The organism is Neorhizobium alkalisoli, from assembly GCF_007829835.1.
Taxonomy (GTDB): Bacteria; Pseudomonadota; Alphaproteobacteria; order Rhizobiales; family Rhizobiaceae; genus Neorhizobium.
In genome coordinates, this window is record NZ_VIWP01000001.1 from 490,856 (window position 1) to 509,243 (window position 18,388).

12 protein-coding genes are annotated in these 18,388 nt (G+C 60.9%); 6 read left to right on the forward strand and 6 right to left on the reverse strand.

Annotated elements, in window-relative coordinates; genetic code table 11:
• Nucleotides 1-16: 16 nt before the first annotated feature.
• Complete coding sequence (locus tag FHW37_RS02265) at nt 17-793, forward strand: IclR family transcriptional regulator (RefSeq protein ID WP_145631967.1); 777 nt, start codon at nt 17-19, stop codon at nt 791-793.
• Between the two features lie 60 nt (nt 794-853).
• On the opposite strand, the gene FHW37_RS02270 is transcribed toward FHW37_RS02265, so the two are convergent.
• Nucleotides 854-3,256, reverse strand: a complete 2,403-nt coding sequence (locus FHW37_RS02270; protein WP_145631969.1) for a bifunctional diguanylate cyclase/phosphodiesterase — start codon at nt 3,254-3,256, stop codon at nt 854-856.
• Between the two features lie 362 nt (nt 3,257-3,618).
• On the opposite strand from FHW37_RS02270, the gene FHW37_RS02275 reads away from it, so the two are divergent.
• The 5 genes from FHW37_RS02275 to FHW37_RS02295 all read left to right on the forward strand — a co-directional run bounded on the left by FHW37_RS02275 (nt 3,619) and on the right by FHW37_RS02295 (nt 12,891).
• Complete coding sequence (locus FHW37_RS02275; RefSeq protein WP_145631971.1) at nt 3,619-5,820, forward strand: GumC family protein; 2,202 nt, start codon at nt 3,619-3,621, stop codon at nt 5,818-5,820.
• Nucleotides 5,817-7,235, forward strand: a complete 1,419-nt coding sequence (locus tag FHW37_RS02280; protein WP_246690637.1) for an O-antigen ligase family protein — start codon at nt 5,817-5,819, stop codon at nt 7,233-7,235. Before FHW37_RS02275 ends, FHW37_RS02280 begins: the two co-directional genes overlap by 4 nt.
• A gap of 119 nt (nt 7,236-7,354) precedes the next feature.
• Nucleotides 7,355-8,323: an acyltransferase gene (locus FHW37_RS02285; protein WP_186458112.1), complete on the forward strand. Its 969-nt coding sequence runs from the start codon at nt 7,355-7,357 to the stop codon at nt 8,321-8,323.
• A gap of 195 nt (nt 8,324-8,518) precedes the next feature.
• Nucleotides 8,519-9,706 (forward strand): efflux RND transporter periplasmic adaptor subunit, encoded by a 1,188-nt coding sequence (locus tag FHW37_RS02290; RefSeq protein WP_145631975.1) that lies wholly within the window; start codon nt 8,519-8,521, stop codon nt 9,704-9,706.
• Nucleotides 9,703-12,891: an efflux RND transporter permease subunit gene (locus FHW37_RS02295; RefSeq protein WP_145631977.1), complete on the forward strand. Its 3,189-nt coding sequence runs from the start codon at nt 9,703-9,705 to the stop codon at nt 12,889-12,891. Before FHW37_RS02290 ends, FHW37_RS02295 begins: the two co-directional genes overlap by 4 nt.
• Before the next feature lie 45 nt (nt 12,892-12,936).
• Here the strand turns inward: FHW37_RS02295 and FHW37_RS02300 are convergent, their stop codons facing one another.
• The 5 genes from FHW37_RS02300 to denD all read right to left on the reverse strand — a co-directional run bounded on the left by FHW37_RS02300 (nt 12,937) and on the right by denD (nt 18,207).
• Nucleotides 12,937-14,181 (reverse strand): NAD(P)/FAD-dependent oxidoreductase, encoded by a 1,245-nt coding sequence (locus FHW37_RS02300; RefSeq protein ID WP_145631979.1) that lies wholly within the window; start codon nt 14,179-14,181, stop codon nt 12,937-12,939.
• Between the two features lie 261 nt (nt 14,182-14,442).
• Nucleotides 14,443-15,405 carry a dihydrodipicolinate synthase family protein gene (locus FHW37_RS02305; RefSeq protein ID WP_145631981.1) on the reverse strand — a complete coding sequence of 321 codons (963 nt, stop codon included), beginning with the start codon at nt 15,403-15,405 and terminating at the stop codon, nt 14,443-14,445.
• Between the two features lie 104 nt (nt 15,406-15,509).
• Nucleotides 15,510-16,214, reverse strand: a complete 705-nt coding sequence (locus tag FHW37_RS02310) for a GntR family transcriptional regulator (protein ID WP_145631983.1) — start codon at nt 16,212-16,214, stop codon at nt 15,510-15,512.
• 107 nt (nt 16,215-16,321) lie between these two features.
• On the reverse strand, nt 16,322-17,227 hold the full coding sequence (locus FHW37_RS02315) for an NAD(P)-dependent oxidoreductase (protein ID WP_145631985.1): 906 nt from the start codon (nt 17,225-17,227) through the stop codon (nt 16,322-16,324).
• On the reverse strand, nt 17,224-18,207 hold the full coding sequence (gene denD / locus FHW37_RS02320; protein WP_145631987.1) for a D-erythronate dehydrogenase: 984 nt from the start codon (nt 18,205-18,207) through the stop codon (nt 17,224-17,226). The genes FHW37_RS02315 and denD overlap by 4 nt, the downstream gene beginning before the upstream one ends.
• Nucleotides 18,208-18,388: the final 181 nt, after the last annotated feature.

The following is an 18,388-nucleotide window of genomic DNA, read 5'->3' on the forward strand; positions in this document are numbered from 1 at the left end:
AGTGAGGAGACTTCGCATGACAACCATAGAGAATATTAGTGATAGCGCGCCGGAGAAGATGCTGCGCATTCTGGACTGCTTCACGTTACAAGGCGGGCAGCTTTCGGTCGGGGACATTTCCAAGCTTACCGGCATCCCCCGTTCGACCGCGCATCGCTGGGTCGGTATCCTGCGCGATACCGGCTTGCTCGATCAGGACAACAGCCGCGACGTCTACAGGCTCGGCCTGCGGCTCATCCATCTCGGCAATAATGCCTTGTGGAGCATGGATATCTCGCGCGAGGCCCGGCATGTCCTGGAGGCGCTCAGCCGCAGCGCCGGCGCACGCAGCCATCTTTGCGTCTTCGACGGCAACCAGATGATCTTCGTGACGAGGACGATCGGCGGCCGCGCGGGCCGCTTCAATTCCACGACGGTGATGGAAAGCTCACCCTGTTATTGCACCAGCGTCGGTAAGGCCGTGCTTGCCTATCAGCCGCAGGAAACAGTCGAGCGGATCATCAGCCAGGGCCTGCATCCCTATACGCCGCACACGATCACCGATCCCGACCGGTTGCGCGAAGAACTCGCCCTGACCCGCAAGCGCGGTTATTCGATCAACAATGGCGAGATGGAAATGCACGAGCGCTGCATCGGTGCGCCGGTCCGCAACGCGGCCGGTCGCGTCATCGCCGGGCTAAGTCTGACGGACAAGACGCGCAAGATGACCGATGACAAGATTCCGGGTTTCGCGCAGACGGTCATCAAACATGCGGACCTTCTTTCCGTGCAGCTTGGCTACCGGCACTCCTGACATGCGTCCTCTTTAGCGGATTCCATGGCTTGCCAAGCAAGCCATGGAATCTCGACGGCATCACATTCTGCGCTTGTCCTTACCGACGAACCAGTCGACGCTGCCGGCATATTGCAGTGACCTCTGGGACTTCCCGAACGGCGTTGCCGCGTCCATCAAAGCCTCGGGCGGGTTGGGCTGACCGAAGTAAAGACCCTGAACCTGCGAGCAGCCTTCATCCATGATCATCTTGTACTGCTCGAGGGTTTCGATCCCTTCCGCCGTCACAGGGAAGCCGAGGCTGCGGCCAAGACCCACGATGGCGCGGACCAGCGAGCGGGCTTCCTCGTCACTGCTCATGGCCGAGATGAAGCTGCGGTCGATCTTGATCATGTCGAACGGGAAGCAACGCAGGTTGCTGAGCGAAGAGTGGCCGGTACCAAAGTCGTCCATGACGACCCGCACGCCCATTTCCTTGAGCTGATGCAGCGTTGCAAGCGTCGTGCTGCGGTCCTTCAGCAGCGCGGCCTCGTTGATTTCCACCTCCAGCCGGTGCGGATCGAAACCGGTTTCAGCCAGGATCGCGCCGACGGTCGGGGCTAGGTTCACCAGCCGGAACTGGACCGGTGAGAAATTCACCGCAAGGGAAAGCCGCTCGTCCCATTGCGAGGCTGTCTTGCAGGCTTCCCGCAGCACCCATTCGCCAAGCTGGATGATGATGCCTGTCTCCTCTGCGATCGGCAGGAAGGCATTGGGCAGAAGCAGGCCGTATTCCGGATGATTCCAGCGGATCAGAGCCTCGTAGCCAAGGATCTTGGCCTCGTCTGCGGCAAGGAAAGGCTGGAAAACCAGCTGTATCTGCTTTCGCGAGACCGCATTCCTGAGCTCGCTTTCCATGCGCCGCCGCTCGCGGGTCTCACGGTCGATCTCCGCATCGAAGAATGCCATGATACCACGACCGCTGGTCTTTGCCCGGTAGAGTGCCATGTCTGAGGCATGCTGGATCGCATCGAGATCCTCGCCATCGCCCGGAAAGAGCGCGACGCCGATGCTGACGCCGACGGCCGTCGGGTCGAACGCGTAGTTCATCTCCTGCGAGAAGGCCGCAAGAATGGTCTCCGCCAGGGCTCTTGCTTCCGCAGGTTGCTCGCCGATGCTCTGCAGAATGGCAAACTCGTCGCCGCCAAGCCGCGCGACCGTGCCTCCACCCTTGGTGCAGCGCAGGAGAATATCCGCGACCTTTTTCAGCACGCGGTCACCTTCCGCATGGCCGAACAGGTCGTTGACCGCCTTGAACCTGTCGAGGTCGAGCGCAAGGAATGCGACCTGCCCTTCCGACTGCCTCGCTTGCGCGAGCGCCTGTTCGAAACATTCGCGGAACAACAGGCGATTCGGCAGACCAGTCAGGGCATCGTGCCGGGCCATATATTCGACCTGCCGCTGTGCCATCCTCTTCTCTGTCAGGTCGCGGACCGCGAGAACCTGGCTGGGTCGACCGCGATATTCGACTGTCTGCACGGCAAGTTCGAAAATCCGGTTGCCGTCGCCGACAAGCGGAAAGGCTTCGACCGGAGCTTCGCGCAGATCATCGACATTCGAGTGATCCGCCGTAACGAAAAGCGTGCGTGGAGAACGACCGATAAGTTCGCCTTCGGAAGAGGCGAGCAGGCGCGCAAACCGGCGGTTGACTTCGACGATACGGCCATCCCGCACGACGGCAAGACCATCGAGCGTCGAATTGACGACTCCCTTCAGGTCCGTCAGGTAACGGTCGATGAACACAGCACCGGCCGTGAGGATGACCGTGCTATAGGAAATCGCCGAGATCGCGCCGATCAGCCAGCCATGAGCATCTTCAGCATCAACGACCGATGGCAGGCTGGGATTGAAGACAAGCTCGGTCGCCGTCATGGCGTTGAAGTGGAGGGTGCAGGTGCCGAGGATAGCAAGCAGCGCCGGAAGGGCGACACGGCTCCACCCATGCGAGCGTTCGAACAGCTGGAAGGCCGCCAGATAAAGAAGAAGCGAAACGCCCGCGCCCGCCAAAATTCTCTGGAAATCATAGGTGACGTCGGCCGCCGCCCTGATACCAGCCATGCCGATCATATGCATCGCGGCGATCGAAAGCGTGATGGTGACGGCGCAGAGAAGCTTGCCATATTTCGCCCGGCCGGCAAGCAGGGTCAGGGCAAGCCGGAAGCCAACCACGATCACGACCGCCGAAACCACGGTAAGCGGGATGCCGAAGCCGATCGGGACCGTTCCGCGATAGGCAAGCATGGCAATGAAATGGGTTGCCCACACCGTCGAACCGCCGACGAAAGAAGCGATTGCCATCCACATGCTGCGTCGTCGCGCATCGCATTCGTAAGCGCGATCCATCAGCAGGAAGAAGGCGAACATGCCGGCGAGGGAAACACCGGCCGCGAGCGCCACCGTCAAGAGGTCATGCTGGGTGGTAATGCATTCCGCCACTTTAAACATTTGCTCACTCGGATCAAAAACTCAAACCTCGCTCAATTATATGCGAATTTCCTAAAATAGAGTGACGTAAAATGCCATTTACGTCCCGTTTTGGCATGGAACGGCAGAATATGAGAAAAAACTGATGCAAGGCCGCACATTAATGGTTCTTTAGAAGGCAGATACCTAGAATGCAGGCAGGAATTCGCGGTTCATCACAGGCGCGATTTGAGCATCCGGACCTGGAAAAGATGGACAAAGGCGCCGATCCGATAACGGAAAAGCGCAAACAGGCTTGAGCGGGAAAAGGGTCTGTCTCGAGGTCGAACGGAGAGAGCAGTAGCATTGCAACAGGCTTTGCATTGCAATATTGAGGCCGCGATTTGACCATTTCCTTCGGCAGCAATCCCATTCTCGACCCCGACATGGCTTCGGGCCGGAATCCGCTGAAGGCGATCTGGAACAGGCGCTTCATCTTCGCAGCCGTTTTCCTGGCGGTCTGGGGGCTCGCCATCCTGGCGCTGATGGTCATCCCGTCGAGCTATCTTGCCACCGGCACCGTCATCATCGTCGAACCCGAACGCGCGCTTAACACGCCATCGGCCATCATGACCCAGAATATCGGCGATCCGGCCGATGTGGAAAGCCAAGTCTATATTGCCGGCTCTCCGAATGTGCTGAGACGTGTGCTCGAAGTTCCGGCAGCGCTTGCCGCCGTCATCAAGGACTGCCAGCGTTCCGGTGGCCTCTTCAAAAAGGAAGGCCCAGACTGCAGCAGATTCGGCCCCGAAAATCCGGCAGCGATCGCCTATCTTGATGATCACTATGTCGTCAGCGGCGCCGGCCGCTCCCGCGTCATCAGCATTTCCTACAACTCGCCTGATCCGGCGACGGCGCAGCTGATGGCCAATACGCTGATCGACCGCTTTCTTGCCAGCCATCGCGACGAAATCGCCAGGAGCCAGCAGCTCGCAGTCGACAGCCTGGCACAACAACTCGACCAGCTCGACGCCGATATCCGGCGCGAAAGTGCTTCGGTCCAGACCTTCCGCAACAAGAACGATCTCTTGAACGGTGCCCGCAGCACAATGAGTGCGGAACGGCTGACCAGCACGCTGGAGCAGCTGACCCAATCCGAAGCCGAACGCTCCCGGGCGGCCGCCGTGCTCGATGCGGTCAAACGCGGCAATCTGGATGAGATTTCCGCACTTCCCGCCGTTATCGACAGCCGCGTCATCGCGGATATTAAGCAGCAGCTCTCCGCGGCACAGGAAGAAGCGCAATCGGCCACCTCGCTGTTCGGCCCGCGCCATCCACGCCTGCAGATCCTGAACAGCCGCGTCGATGCCCTGCGTGCCTCACTCCGGCAGGAGATCATCAAGCTTGGCCAGAATGCCCAAAAGCGGTTCGACACCGCCGATGGTGTCGCAAAATCCCTGAAAGCGCAGATGGAGAGTGCCAAGGCAGGCGTCGCGAATGCGGGCACGGCCGAAAGCTCGATCGAAGATACGATCCGCGATCTCGAAGCCAACAAGCAGCAATATGCCGCGCTTTCGGTACAAAAGCAGAGACTGGAATCGGACAAACTGGCGTCACTTGGACGGCTTCGTCTCGTCAGCCCCGCGGAAATTCCGCGGCAACGCTTCTTTCCACGCACAGTGCCTTTCATCGCCGGCGGTCTTGCCCTTGCAGTCGTCCTCGCAACCGTCATTGCGCTGTTCGTCGACCTGAGATCAGCAAAGCCCGTTACGGCCGGGGCAATCCCGCAGCAGGGCCCGGAACATGACGACCAGACGGGCGTGATATCGACAGTCCAGCTGCCGGCTCTGGACCTGCCCGATACAGATCCGATCAGGAAAGCAGGCGTCGCAATTGGTGATCCGAAGATGCGCACTGCCTTGCAGCGCCTTCTCGATCAGCTGCTTGAACGCCGCATACCGAACCGGCCCTTGTCGGTTGCGCTTGTCTCCGCCTTTGCCGGCGAAGGCCGGACACTGACGACGCTCATGCTCGCAAATCACGCAGCCAAGCTCGGTTACCGCGTCCTGCTCGTCGAGGCCGACCTGCACAATCCGGAGATCCAGTCGGCCCTCGGGCAATCGGCACGGGCACGGCCGATCTTTCGATCCGCGGCGCGCAGCACTGCAACGCCGACGCTGCGCAACACGGCTGGCCTGCAGGATATCCTGGAGGGGCGCCTTGAACCGGTTGGTGCGGTCAGCAGATCATCCGAAGGACCGGATGTCATAACGGCCGGCAGCGGCACGGCGAACCCGACCGATCTTTTCGGCGGCGACAGGATTTCGACCCTGCTCGACTGGGCGAGAAGCTACGACCTGATCTTCTTCGATACCCCTGCCCTCAATCGCCACATGGATGCCGGCCTGCTTGCGCGGCAGCTGGACGGCGCTGTGTTCTGCTTCGTCGGCGAAAAGGATGAGTTCGAAGCTGTCGCTTCGATCGCCCGCAGGCTCGATCAGCTCGGCGTCCATATGCTCGCCTATGTGGCACAGGATCCTGCAATCGAGAAAGAAACGGCCCCCGTCGAAGATCAGCCCGCCCAGCCCCGGGGGACAAGCCGATGACGGATATGGCAAGCCCGCCGGGCCGGATATCGTCCGGCACATCCGCAGGGATCCTACCGATACTGTTCAAGCTGCCCGGCTGGATGATGGCAGCACTCCTGTTCGCTCTCGTCCTTGCCATGGCGCCAGTCGCGGGATCGCTGGCACGACCGGTCTTTGCCGCGGGCTGTATCGCCGTCGGTTGTTACGCCTGGCGGCAGAGCCCGCACTCGCATTTGCAAACGGTGTTTTTTCTCTTCTGCTTCGCCCCCTTTGCCCGCCGCGTGGTGGATTATTATGCCGGGTTCGACAGTATCGGCATCATGCTGATCGGCCCGCTGGCGACGATCCTCATCCCGACGCCGAGGCTGATCCGGCTCATCGACGGACGGACCAACCCGTTCGAAAAGGGTCTGGCGCCGATCACGGTCGTCCTGATCTGCGTCGCCTATGCTGCGTTCATCTCCCTGTTCAAGGGCGCCTGGATGGACGCTTCCGCCGGCGCACTGAAATGGTTCGCGCCGTTGATCTACGCCATGGTGCTGATCGAGACGGGCGACCGGGACCGGCTGATCGATGCGGCAGCACAGATTTTTCAGATCATCCTGCCGATCATGGGCCTTTACGGAGTTTTCCAATATGTCGATCCGCCGAGCTGGGATCGTTACTGGATGGAATTCGCAACCACGGTGACCGCCGGCCTGCCGCTGCCTTATGAAGTGCGCGTCTACAGCACGCTAAATGGCCCGGCGAGTTTTGCGACCATTACTGCTGCCGGCATCCTCATCGTCAGCTTTTTGCGCCCGCCGCTCCTTGCCATTCCGGCCGTCATTCCCGCCGCGCTGGCGCTGCTCCTGTCGCAATACCGAACGGCATGGCTGTCGCTGGCGCTCGGCATCCTGTTCTGCACGCTGTTTGCCAAAACCCGTACGCGCAGCGGCTTCATTCTGGCTGCCCTTGCTCTCGGCGGCATGATCGCCCTCACCATTCCCGAGTTCAACGACGCGCTGCTCGCCCGCTTCCAGTCCTTCTCGGAAGGCACACAGGATGGCAGCGCGCAGGAAAGACTTCAGGAATTCGTCATCCTCTGGAGCGAACCCTGGAGCTCGCTCTTCGGGGTCGGCTTCACGGTCGGTGATCCCGGCGTTGCAGGAACGATGCCGGTCGATGGCATGATCATCGCCTGCTGGCTGATGATGGGGATGATGGTCGGCTTCTTCTGCCTTTCCGGCTTCGCCTGGGCTTGCCTGCGCATGGCACTCAATGCGTTTCGCAGCCAGAGAGCGAGCGCCGTCGTGCTCGGCGGCCTCGGTTGCGGCAGTCTGTTGCAGATGCCGCTTGCCAATATCTCGGCGGCCGAGCTCGGCCTCCTGTTCTGGACATTTGCCGCGATCGCCTGCCTGCCGGAGCAAAAATCCGCAGAACGGGACACCTGATTCAATCCTTATGTTTCCAGGCCAGAAAATCTTTACTCAAGAGGCCTAATCTCGACTGCAGGGAAAACGCGCCGACAGGCGCTGCCCGATGAGATACGGAGTGATCGACCCTGGCCGCCTTGAGATCCAATCAGCAAATCGAGCTGGCACGCCTCCTCGGCTTCATCGTCGTCGTGACGGTTCATGGCAATGCGCTTGGCATGTTCTCGCGTGGCAACGAGGCGACCGGCTGGGTTATCGACGAGGCGGGCCGGTTCGCAGTTCCGGTATTCTTTCTGATATCCGGCTATTTCTGGAAACCGGCCAAGACACAGCTCGGGCCCTATCTCCAAAAGCTCTTCGGAAAGCTCATCCTGCCCTTCCTGTTCTGGGCAGCCGTCTATATCGCTCTGGATGCGACACAGACGCTCTATCCGGTACCGGCGCAGCATAGCTGGCGCACCTATCTGACCACGCCATGGACGGGCAGCGTTGCCTATCACCTCTGGTTTCTGCCTGCCCTGCTGGTCGGCAGCGCCATCGGCCTGGGGCTGATCAAGATGATCGGCCCGCAAAAGGCACTGTGGGCCACGCTGGCGCTCTATCTGCTCGGCGCCCTGCTTGGAACCTATCTGAGGCCGCTTGGCATCATCATTCCGCTCGGCGTTTACCGGAACGGCATCCTGTTTGCGCCGATCTTTCTCGTCGGCGGTTATATTCTGGCGCTAAGGCCGGAACTTCCCGGCGCCAAAACCTTCCTCCTGATCGCCGCCCTTGGCCTGCTTCTGCAATTGCTCGAAGGGTATTTTGTCTTCGAAGCTTATCCGCGCGGTCATGACATGTCGCTCGGAACGCTGCCGCTTGCCTTCGGCATATTCGGCTTCTTCCTGCAGCTGAACTGGACCGGAGGACCGCTGCCCGGCTGGGGGCGCGATGTCTTTGGCGCCTATCTGGTTCACGTCCTGCTTCTGCAGACCGTCGTTGGCCATCTGGCGCCCTCGACAAGCCTGCCATTCACTCTCGGAGTGATCGCGATCATCATTGTCTTGTCGCTGGTGATCTCCAGGCTCGCGAAGCTCAATCCCTACAGCCGCGTCGTCATGCCATGAGCCTTGCTTTGAGCAAGGCATTTGGACGTTTCGATTGTCACTTTGCGTGACGACCACCACCCCAACTTGCGTCCTAACATATTTCTGCCCTACAGTCCGATCCGGGGTTACTTCCTAGATTTGACATAAACCGACCGGCACGCGTTTTGCCGGCGGCAGAATGGCATGGGACTTGTTCGAACAACGGGGTCTACGATGCGCATTTCATTTCATGCCCGGCTCGCCGGTCTGTGCCTGTTCTCCTGTCTTTTCACACCTGTTTCGGGCTCAGCCCAGACCGCCTCTCCACCACCGCCGCCACCGGTTTCCGTCGCCAAACCCGTCGTCCGCGACGTGGTCGACAATGACGAATTCATCGGCCGGTTCGAACCGGTCGACCAGGTTTCCGTGCGCTCGCGCGTCGGCGGCTACCTTCAGGAAGTGCATTTCAAGGACGGTGCGGTGGTCAAGCAGGGCGACCTGCTCTTCGTCATCGACCAGCGGCCCTATATCACCGCTCTGAACGAGGCCAAGGCAACGCTGGAAGTCGCCAATTCCAGCCAGACCTATGCCGAAGCGCAGTTCAACCGTGCCCAGGCGCTTTCCAGCAATGGCAGCCAGTCCGTCTCGACCCTCGACGACCGGCGCCGCGAATGGATTTCCGCGCAGGCCAATGTCCGCGGTGCACAGGCCAGCGCCGATCGCGCCGAGCTCGATCTCGATTATACGACGATTACCGCGCCCTTAAGCGGCCGCATCGACCGGCACCTGATCTCGGTCGGCAACCTGATCCAGGCGGACCAATCGATCCTCACCACGATCGTCTCGCTCGATCCGATCGACTTCTATTTCGACGTCGACGAGCGGCGGCTTCTGAACTTTGCCGAAACCGCACGTGCAAGCGGCAAGGCCCTACAGGAAGGCGGCAACGGCACCGAGGTCATCGTCAAGATCGGCGATTCCGGCCAGAGCTCGTTCAAGGGCCGGCTGAATTTTGCCGAGAACCGGATCGACAATGAAAGCGGCACGATCCGCGTGCGTGCCCGTTTCCCCAATCCCGACCTCATCCTGCAGCCCGGCCTTTTCGGCCGCATTCAGGTCGAGGCGTCGAACACCTACAAGGCCGTGCTGATCCCCGACGAGGCGATCGGCTCCAGCCAGAACGAGCGCGTGGTCTTTGTCGTCGGCCCAGACGGCACCGTGTCGGCAAAAGCTGTTCGCCCCGGCCCGCGGATCTATGGCTACCGGGTCATTCGCCAGGGTCTCGATGGCAGTGAGACGATCATCGTCAACGGCCTGATGCGCGCACGACCCGGCATGAAGGTCACGCCACAGATGACCGAGCTGCCGCAGAGCCGTACCGATGCCCCGCCGGAATCGGCTGCCGCGGAGAGCGCGAAATGAGATTCGCCCATTTCTTCGTCGAACGGCCGATCTTCGCTGCCGTCATCTCGATCCTGCTTCTGGTGATCGGCAGCATTGCCTATACCCAGCTGCCGGTCTCGCAATATCCAGAGATTGCGCCGCCAACTATTGTTGTGCGCACTTCCTATCCGGGTGCGGATCCGCAGACCATCGCCGACACCGTTTCGACGCCGCTCGAGCAGCAGCTGAACGGTGTCGAGGACATGCTCTACATGTCCTCCTATTCCAGCGCCGACGGCGCCATGGCCCTGACGCTCACCTTCAAGCTCGGCACCGATCTCGACAAGGCACAGGTCCTTGTCCAGAACCGGGTGGCGATTGCGCTTCCGCGTCTTCCGGAGGAAGTGCAGCGGCTCGGCGTCACGACCGACAAAAGTTCGCCCGACCTGATGATGGTCGTGCATCTTCTCTCACCGACCGGCCGCTACGACCAGCTCTATGTCTCGAACTATGCCCGCAACCGCCTACGCGACGTGCTGGTGCGGTTGGAAGGCGTCGGCGACATTCAGATCTTTGGCGAACGCCAATATGCGATGCGCATCTGGCTCGATCCGGAAAAGCTCTCCGCCTATCAGATGACCTCTGACGACGTGGTAGCGGCGCTCCGGGAGCAGAACGTCCAGGTCTCCGGCGGCCGCATCGGTGCGCCTCCTGTCACGGGCAAGAACGCTTTCGAATATACGGTTCGAACCGACGGCCGTTTTTCGGAACTTCGCGATTTCCGTTATGTGATCGTCAAGGCCACCGGCAGCGGCAGGCTCGTTGCGCTGCAGGACGTGGCACGCGTCGAACTCGGCGCGCAGGATTACGTCACCAACAGCTATCTCAGCGGCAATCCCGCCGTAGCACTCGGCATATTCGCACGCCCCGGCACCAATACGCTCGACACCGCAAAACAGGTCAGCGCGCTGATGGAGCAGCTGTCCAAGGATTTTCCGGACGGGATGGAATACCGGATCGTCTATGACACGTCGGAATTCATCTCGGATTCGATCAACGAAGTGTACCGGACCATCGTCGAAGCCGCCATTTTGGTCGCCATCGTCGTGCTCGTCTTCCTACAATCCTGGCGCAATGCGCTGATCCCGATCATCGCCATTCCGGTCTCGCTAGTCGGCACGTTTGCTGTTCTGCTCGCCTTCGGCTTTTCGCTCAACATGCTGACCCTGTTCGGCCTCGTTCTCGCGATCGGCATCGTCGTCGATGACGCGATCGTGGTGGTCGAAAATGTCGAGCGAAATCTTGCCCGCGGCATGAGTCCGCGGGAAGCGGCGCATGTGACAATGGACGAGGTCGGCACCGCCGTCATCGCCATTTCGCTCGTGCTGATTGCCGTCTTCGTGCCGACGGCCTTCATCCCCGGCATTTCCGGCCAGTTCTACCGGCAGTTCGCCGTGACGATCTCGGTGACGACGGCAATCTCGGCACTGAATTCGCTGACCCTCTCTCCTGCCCTTGCCGGTATTCTCCTGAAACCCCATGACCGGGAACATAAGCCGGGAAATGTCGTCACACGCGGCATGCGGCGTCTCGCGGACGGGTTCAACAATGGCTTCGACAGGCTGAGCTCCGGTTATTCCTGGGTCATCCGCCATCTGGTCAGCAGCGCCACCGCGCTCATTGCATCGCTCGTCGTCTTCGCCTGCCTGCTCGGCGCCACATGGTATATCGGCACCAAGGTTCCGTCCGGCTTCGTGCCGACCATGGACCAGGGATATGCGATCGTCGTCGTGCAGCTGCCGGACGGTGCCTCGCTTGCCCGAACGGATGAAGTGGTCAAGAAGGTCGGCGCGATCGTCAAGCAAGTGCCCGGCGTTCGTGAAGCCATCCAGTTTGCCGGCTTCAGCGGCGCAACCTTCACCAATGCCTCGAATGCCGGCGTCGTTTTCGTGCCGTTCAAGTCCTTCGCCGAACGCGAGGAAGGCGGAGAGAGCGCCAACAAGATCATTGGCGAGCTTTACGGAAGGCTGCAGAGCATTCAGGAAGCCTTCATCATCGCCATCCCGCCGCCTTCGGTGCGCGGCGTCGGCAATTCCGGCGGCTTCAAGATGCAAATCTCGGATCTCGAAAGCGCCGACATGACCCGCGTCCTCGGCCTTGCCCGCCAGATGATGGGTGCGGCAGCGACGACGCCTGGCCTGACCGGCGTTTTCACGACCTTCTCTGATGCGAGCCCGGAATACTTCCTGCGTATCGATCGCGACAAGGCACGTTTCCTGAATGTGCCGATCTCCAACATCTTCAATGCGCTGTCGATCAATCTCGGCACATCCTATGTCAACGACTTCAATGCCTTCGGCCGCGTCTACCAGGTTCGGGCGCAGGCCGACCGGCAGTACCGGATGGACAAGTCGGACCTTCTGTCGCTGAAGGTCCGTTCCGCAACCGGCGCGCTGGTGCCGCTCGGAACGTTGATGGATATCGAGGATACGAGCGGCCCGACTCTGGTGCAGCGCTACAACATGTATGTCTCGGTTCCGCTGCAGGGCAATCCGACGCCCGGCACATCGACCGGCGACGCCATCAAGGCGATGGAAGGGCTGGCCGCCAAGACCCTGCCGCCGGGCACGACCTTCGAATGGACGGAACTCGCCTATCAGGAAACCCATACCGGCAACACGGCCATCTATATCTTCGCGCTGTCGGTGATCTTCGTCTTCCTGGCGCTGTCGGCGCAATATGAAAGCTGGATCCTGCCGCTTGCGATCATCATGATCGTTCCGCTTGCGGTGCTTGCCGCCCTGATAGGCGTGTCGCTGCGCGGCATGGACAATAACGTGCTGACCCAGATCGGCCTGATCGTGCTGATTGGCCTTGCCGCCAAAAACGCCATCCTGATCGTCGAATTCGCCCGTCAGGCGGAAGATGAAGGGAAATCAACGGTGGATGCGGCAGTCGAAGCAAGCCGCACGCGTCTGCGACCGATTCTGATGACGGCCTTCGCCTTCATCTTCGGCGTGTTACCGTTGGCGATCGCAACGGGACCGGGCGCGGAAATGCGCCAGTCGCTTGGGACGGCGGTGTTTTCCGGCATGCTCGGCGTCACCTTCTTCGGCCTGTTCCTGACGCCGGTCTTCTACGTCGCCCTCGGCTTCCTGCGCAGACGCTCGAAGCCTGCGCCGCAACCGGCAGCAGAGCCGGCCCATACGCCGGACCCGGCCTGACATTCCTGTTGGACCGCGTCGGCTCTAGTCGGCGCGGCTCACACCTCAGAAAAAGCGTTCGGCAGAGAACGGTTTCATGTCGATCGGCAGAGTCCGATCGGTCAGAAGATCGGCGACGATTCGTGCCGTGCCGGCGGATTGGGTGAGGCCGAGATGGCCGTGGCCAAAGGCGTAGATGATCCTCGCTGCGGCCCTGGAGCGACCGATCACCGGCAGACTGTCCGGCAGGGACGGCCGGAACCCCATCCACTGGGTGCCGCCCTCTGTCTTCAATCCCGGCAGGAAGGCCGCAGCCTTTGTGAGCATCGCTTCCGAACGCTTGAAATTCGGCTTCAGCTCCAGCCCGCCGAGCTCGACGGAGCCACCGACACGGATCCCGGTCGACAGCCGCGTTACGACAAAGCCATGGCCGCCGAAAGTCACCTGCATGCGCAGGTCGAAGGCGTCAGATGGCAGCGTCGTGTTATAACCGCGCTCGGTTTCGAGCGGGATCGTTTCCCCCAGCGTTTTCGCGATCCTGTGTGAAAAGGCGCCGGCGGCTAACACGACCTTGCCGGCAGTGGTGAACGTGCCATCTGTTGAGACGATTTCGATGGCATCGCCCACGGCACGAAGCGCCTTGACCTCGACAGCCTCTATCTTGCCGCCCAGCTTTCGGAAATGCTCGGCAAGCGCCAGCGTATAAAGCTTTGGGTCCGCGATCGAGTACCAGCCGGGCGTGAACGTGCCGCGAGTGAAACGCGGCGAAAGCCCCGGCTGCAGCTCTGCCATTTCAGCGGCGTCCATATGCCGGAATTCGATGCCGTGACGCTCACGCGCCTGCCAGCCGGAAAGCGAGGCCTGGAATTCGGCATCACTTTCGTAAACCTGCAGATTGCCGTCCTTGCGCAGCATCGGCAGGGTACCGGTGGCGCCCAGAAAACCTTCCAGCTCACCCTTGGACAAGTCCATCAGCGATGTCTGGGCCGCAGTCGAATGGGCAACGCGCGAAGGCGCACAGGCGCGCCAGAAGCGATACATCCAGGGCGCTATCTGCAAGGCATAGGCCGGCGGCACGGACAGTGGACCGAGCGGATCCAGCAGCCATTTCGGGGCCTTTTTCAGGATGCCCGGCGATGCGAGCGGCAGGATATCGGTGAATGCGAAGGCGCCTGCATTGCCGGCCGACGCCCCTGCTGCAGGTCCGGTCCGGTCGAATACCGTGACAGCCAGACCACGCATCTGCGCGGCAATTGCAGCAGACAGGCCGACGACGCCCGCCCCGATAACGATGACATCCGGCCTCTTCATGCTCTTACGCTTTCCGGCATGCGCGAAGGCATGCACATTTCCCCATCCCGAAGCGTGAAAGCCCTCCCGCCAGAGAGCTCAGACTGCCGATAAAGGTCGCAAACCTTTTCGCCGTCATCCCCGGGCCCGTCCCGGGGATCTGCAACTACTTGATATAACTGACGTGATTAGCTCTCTGGCACAAGACTGACGATGACGAAATCTTCCACCGGGAAGTTTGCCATCAAACGGAGCCCTCCTTTCGGAGGGCCCACTTTCGTCTCAAGCCTTGTATGTCTGGACCGCGCCGGGGAGCTTGCTCCATTCGGCGTACCAGCTGTTGAACAGCTTGAACTGCGCTTCGACATAACCCTGCTGGCTTTCCGTCAGCGCGTCGGTCTCGTTGAAATGCAGCGTGTATTCCTTGTCGCCCTTCAGCACCATCATGTGTTTGAAGAAGAGGACCAGATCCGGGCCTTCGTCGAAGGAGGAAAGAACGCCGAGCGCTTCTTCCAGCTCCTTGGCACGCACGCGGGCATCGACATCGCCGGTGGCAGCAGCCTGCGCGAGGTTGCACAGATGCAGGACTTCCTTCGGCAGAACGTTGCCGATACCGGTGATTGCGCCGGTCGCGCCGCAATTGACGAAACCGTGGAACACGGCCGTATCAACGCCGATCATCAGCGAGACGTCATCGTCACGGCTGGTGATGGTTTCTGCGGCATAACGCAGGTCTGCCGGACCGCCGAACTCCTTGAAGCCGACGAGGTTCGGATGCTCGGCGCGCAGCGCGAAGAACAGGTCGGCGCGGGTGGCAAAGCCGTAATAGGGGCTGTTGTAGATGACGGCCGGAAGGTCCGGAGCAGCGGCAAGGATCGCCTTGAAATGCGCCTTCTGCGCACCGATCACCGAACCACGCGACAGGACGCGCGGGATAACCATCAGGCCCTGTGCGCCAACCTTCTGTGCGTGCGCGGCAAGTGCCACGGCCGAGGCCGAGTTGATGGCGCCCGTTCCGACGATGACAGGAATGCCAGCCTTGACGAGGCGCTCGACGCCTTCCATGCGCTGCGCGTCGGTCAGAAGCGGCCAGTCACCCATCGAGCCGCAATAGACGACAGCCGACATCCCATCGGCGATCAGCTGCTTGCCCTTGGCAACAAGCGCATCGAAATCCGGCGTACGGTCCGGCTTGCAGGGGGTCATCAGCGCCGGAACGACGCCGGAAAAAATCTTTGCCTTCATCTCAAACTCCTGGAAATCCGTCGAGCACGCGCCCCTCGGCCGTTGCCTCTGAGGTTGAGAATACAACTTTCATTTCCGTTGTCGACAAAAAAAATACAAGGCTGTCAGAGCTCGAGATCAAGCCTGTCATTGCGGGTCAAAAGGCGGCCGATCTGCTCGACGATCTGCTCGCCATGCGCCTTGCCGAGACGGTCGGCAGCGGCGATATCGCGCGCTTCGATGGCGGCGATGATTTCCTCGTGCTCTTCGACGAAACGTTGCGGCAGGCGGTCGTCATAGGACTGGTAATAAAGGCGAAGCATGCGACGGCCCTCGCCGAGAAGCCGGTCGAAAAACCCGAAATAATAGGCGTTGCGCCCGGCAGCGGCGATGGCCGAATGGAAGGCCGCATTGGTGGCAATCATCTCCAGCGCGTCCTGCGCTGCGACTGCCGCCGAAAATTCCGTCTGATGGACGCGGATGATCTTGAGATCTTCCGCACGGTGATATTGCGCGGCGAGCCGGGTGGTGACGCGATACATCAGCACCAGCGCATCGAAATAGGCGGGCATGCCAAGGAAATCGATATTCGAGACCATGGTCGAGCGATTGGGCAGGGTCTCGATCAACCCTTCGCCGGCAAGGCGCACCAAAGCCTCGCGGATCGGGGTGCGCGACATGCCGAAGCGGTTGGCGAGCTGGACCTCGTCTATCGCGCTGCCAGGTTCAAGTTTGAGATCGAGAATCTCGTCACGCAGCAGGTCATAGACAAGCTTTACACCGGAGCCGCGTTTGCGTTCCGTCGTCTGACCCGGATCGATGTCTGTCATGCGCCGCCCCTTGTCGACATGATGTTTGGTCAACCTAGCCTATGACCATCATAGTGCCGGCCCGCAAGACAGGATCACGCATGATCCTATGCTTTGCGCCCCTTTCTTCAATCGGACGTCTTTATGACAGCTGTATTCAGTGCTTCGAGATGAAGAAGCAGACCGCTGTGGTCCTTTTCGCCCCCGCCCTCAGAGACGAATGTCGTATATTCGTCGCGCACCTCTTCCGTCAGAGGCAGGCGAAGCGACAGCTTTTCCGCCACCGCAGCGACGGCATTGAGATCCTTCAGCTGATTGCGGGATGATCCGCCCGGCTGAAAGTCCCTGGCGATCATCCGCGCACCATGAAGATCGAGAATGCGGCTTTCGGCGAAACCACCGCGGATCGCGTTCCGGAACGCCTCGCGCGACGCACCGCCCGCCTCGACCAGGATCATAGCCTCGGCCACAGCGCCGATGGTGATGGCGACGATCTGCTGGTTGGCCAGTTTACAGATCTGACCAGCACCACTCGGACCGACATGGGTAACGCGGCCAAGCACCGAGAAGACATCCGCGAGGCCGGCGATAACCTCCGCATCGCCGCCCGCCATCATTGCCAGCGTCCCCTCCCGCGCACCGACAACGCCACCGGAGACGGGCGAATCGATATGGGCGATGCCAAGACCTTGCAGCCTTGCCGCATGGTCCTTCGCGGCATCGGGAATGATCGAGCTGGTATCAACGACGACGGCGCCAGGCTTCAATGCCTCGGCGCAGCCGCTGTCGAACAGGACCGAGGCGACAGCAGCCGCATCGGTCAGCATCGTGAACACGACCTCCGCATCCTTGACCGCTTCCGCCGGCGATGCGGCCAGCGTGGCACCTTCAGCCTCGAGTGGCCGGGCCTTTTCCGCATCGCGGTTCCAGACGGCGAGCGGATAACCGGCGGCAAGCAGCCTGCGCGCCATTGGCCCACCCATCAGGCCGGTTCCGAGAAAGGCGATCTTCCTCTTTGATCCAGACGCGCTCATCCGAGCTTTCCTCCAAGCTCGTCCTCGATATGCACGCGGATGATCTCGTCGAAATTCTTTTCTGCCGTGAAACCGAGTTCGGTGGCGCGTCTTGCCTCGAAGCCCGGCGCCCAGCCGGCGACCATTTTCATGATCATCTCGTTCGGCTCGTGGCGGATCAGCTTGACGGCCTTCTCGCCCGCGGCCCGGCGCAGCGCCTCGATCTGCTCACCGACCGTCGCGCTGACGCCCGGCATGGACAGGCTGCGGCGTGGCCCGACCCGGTCAAGGTCGATTTCTGCCGCATGGATTAGGAAACCAACGGCCGAACGCGGTGAAGCATGCCAGTGGCGAACGTCGAGCGGAACCGGCAGAATGGCTTCCTCGCCGATCAGCGGTTCGCGCAGGATGTTGGAGAAGAAACCAGAGGCTGCCTTGTTCGGCTTGCCCGGCCGGATGCAGACCGTCGGCAGACGGATGCCGATACCGTCGAAGAAACCGCGGCGGCTGTAATCGGCGAGCAGCAGTTCCGAGATCGCCTTCTGGGTGCCGTAGCTGGTGAGCGGCGTCAGGTGGAAATCGTCCGGAATGGAGAGCGGCAGCGGCGCACCGACAACGGCGATCGAAGACGTGAAGACGACACGCGGCTTGTAGCCATCCTCTCCATTTGCCAGCCGGATCGCGTCGAACAGATAGCGGGTGCCATCGAGATTGATGCGGTAGCCCTTGTCGAAATCGAGTTCCGCCTCACCGGACACGATCGCGGCGAGATGGAAGATGACGTCCGGCCGCGTTGCGATCAGCTTTTCCGCTTCGCCGGGTGTCGAGATGTCCATTTCATGCGCAGAAACCGCACCGGAAAAACCTGCAGGCGAATCGGGTATGACGACATCGACCAGCGTCAGCTTTTCGGCCGGGCGACCGCCAATGCCATCAGTCACCAGTTTTGCGGTCAGTTTGCGTCCCACCATGCCGGCGGCGCCGATGATCAGAATATGCACGGAAACTCCTCCCTTTTCCTTTTTGGATGCAACAGGCCAAACTACCTCAAATTTGGCTTGTAGGGTTGTCTGATAACCTTATATGCTTGCGTTGAAAACAACGAAGTTCGCCGCCGAGGAAAAAGCCGGGACAGATTCCGTCCGTCCTGGCTGGGATGCGGTGAACGACATGGGTAGGAGG

Excerpts from the sequence above, each read along its gene's own strand:
- FHW37_RS02305 (WP_145631981.1), bottom strand. The coding sequence starts at position 15,405 with ATGAAGGCAAAGATTTTTTCCGGCGTCGTTCCGGCGCTGATGACCCCC.
- FHW37_RS02310 (WP_145631983.1), bottom strand. The coding sequence starts at position 16,214 with ATGACAGACATCGATCCGGGTCAGACGACGGAACGCAAACGCGGCTCC.
- FHW37_RS02270 (WP_145631969.1), bottom strand. The coding sequence starts at position 3,256 with ATGTTTAAAGTGGCGGAATGCATTACCACCCAGCATGACCTCTTGACG.
- FHW37_RS02300 (WP_145631979.1), bottom strand. The coding sequence starts at position 14,181 with ATGAAGAGGCCGGATGTCATCGTTATCGGGGCGGGCGTCGTCGGCCTG.
- FHW37_RS02280 (WP_246690637.1), top strand. The coding sequence starts at position 5,817 with ATGACGGATATGGCAAGCCCGCCGGGCCGGATATCGTCCGGCACATCC.
- FHW37_RS02295 (WP_145631977.1), top strand. The coding sequence starts at position 9,703 with ATGAGATTCGCCCATTTCTTCGTCGAACGGCCGATCTTCGCTGCCGTC.
- FHW37_RS02315 (WP_145631985.1), bottom strand. The coding sequence starts at position 17,227 with ATGAGCGCGTCTGGATCAAAGAGGAAGATCGCCTTTCTCGGAACCGGC.
- FHW37_RS02290 (WP_145631975.1), top strand. The coding sequence starts at position 8,519 with ATGCGCATTTCATTTCATGCCCGGCTCGCCGGTCTGTGCCTGTTCTCC.
- FHW37_RS02265 (WP_145631967.1), top strand. The coding sequence starts at position 17 with ATGACAACCATAGAGAATATTAGTGATAGCGCGCCGGAGAAGATGCTG.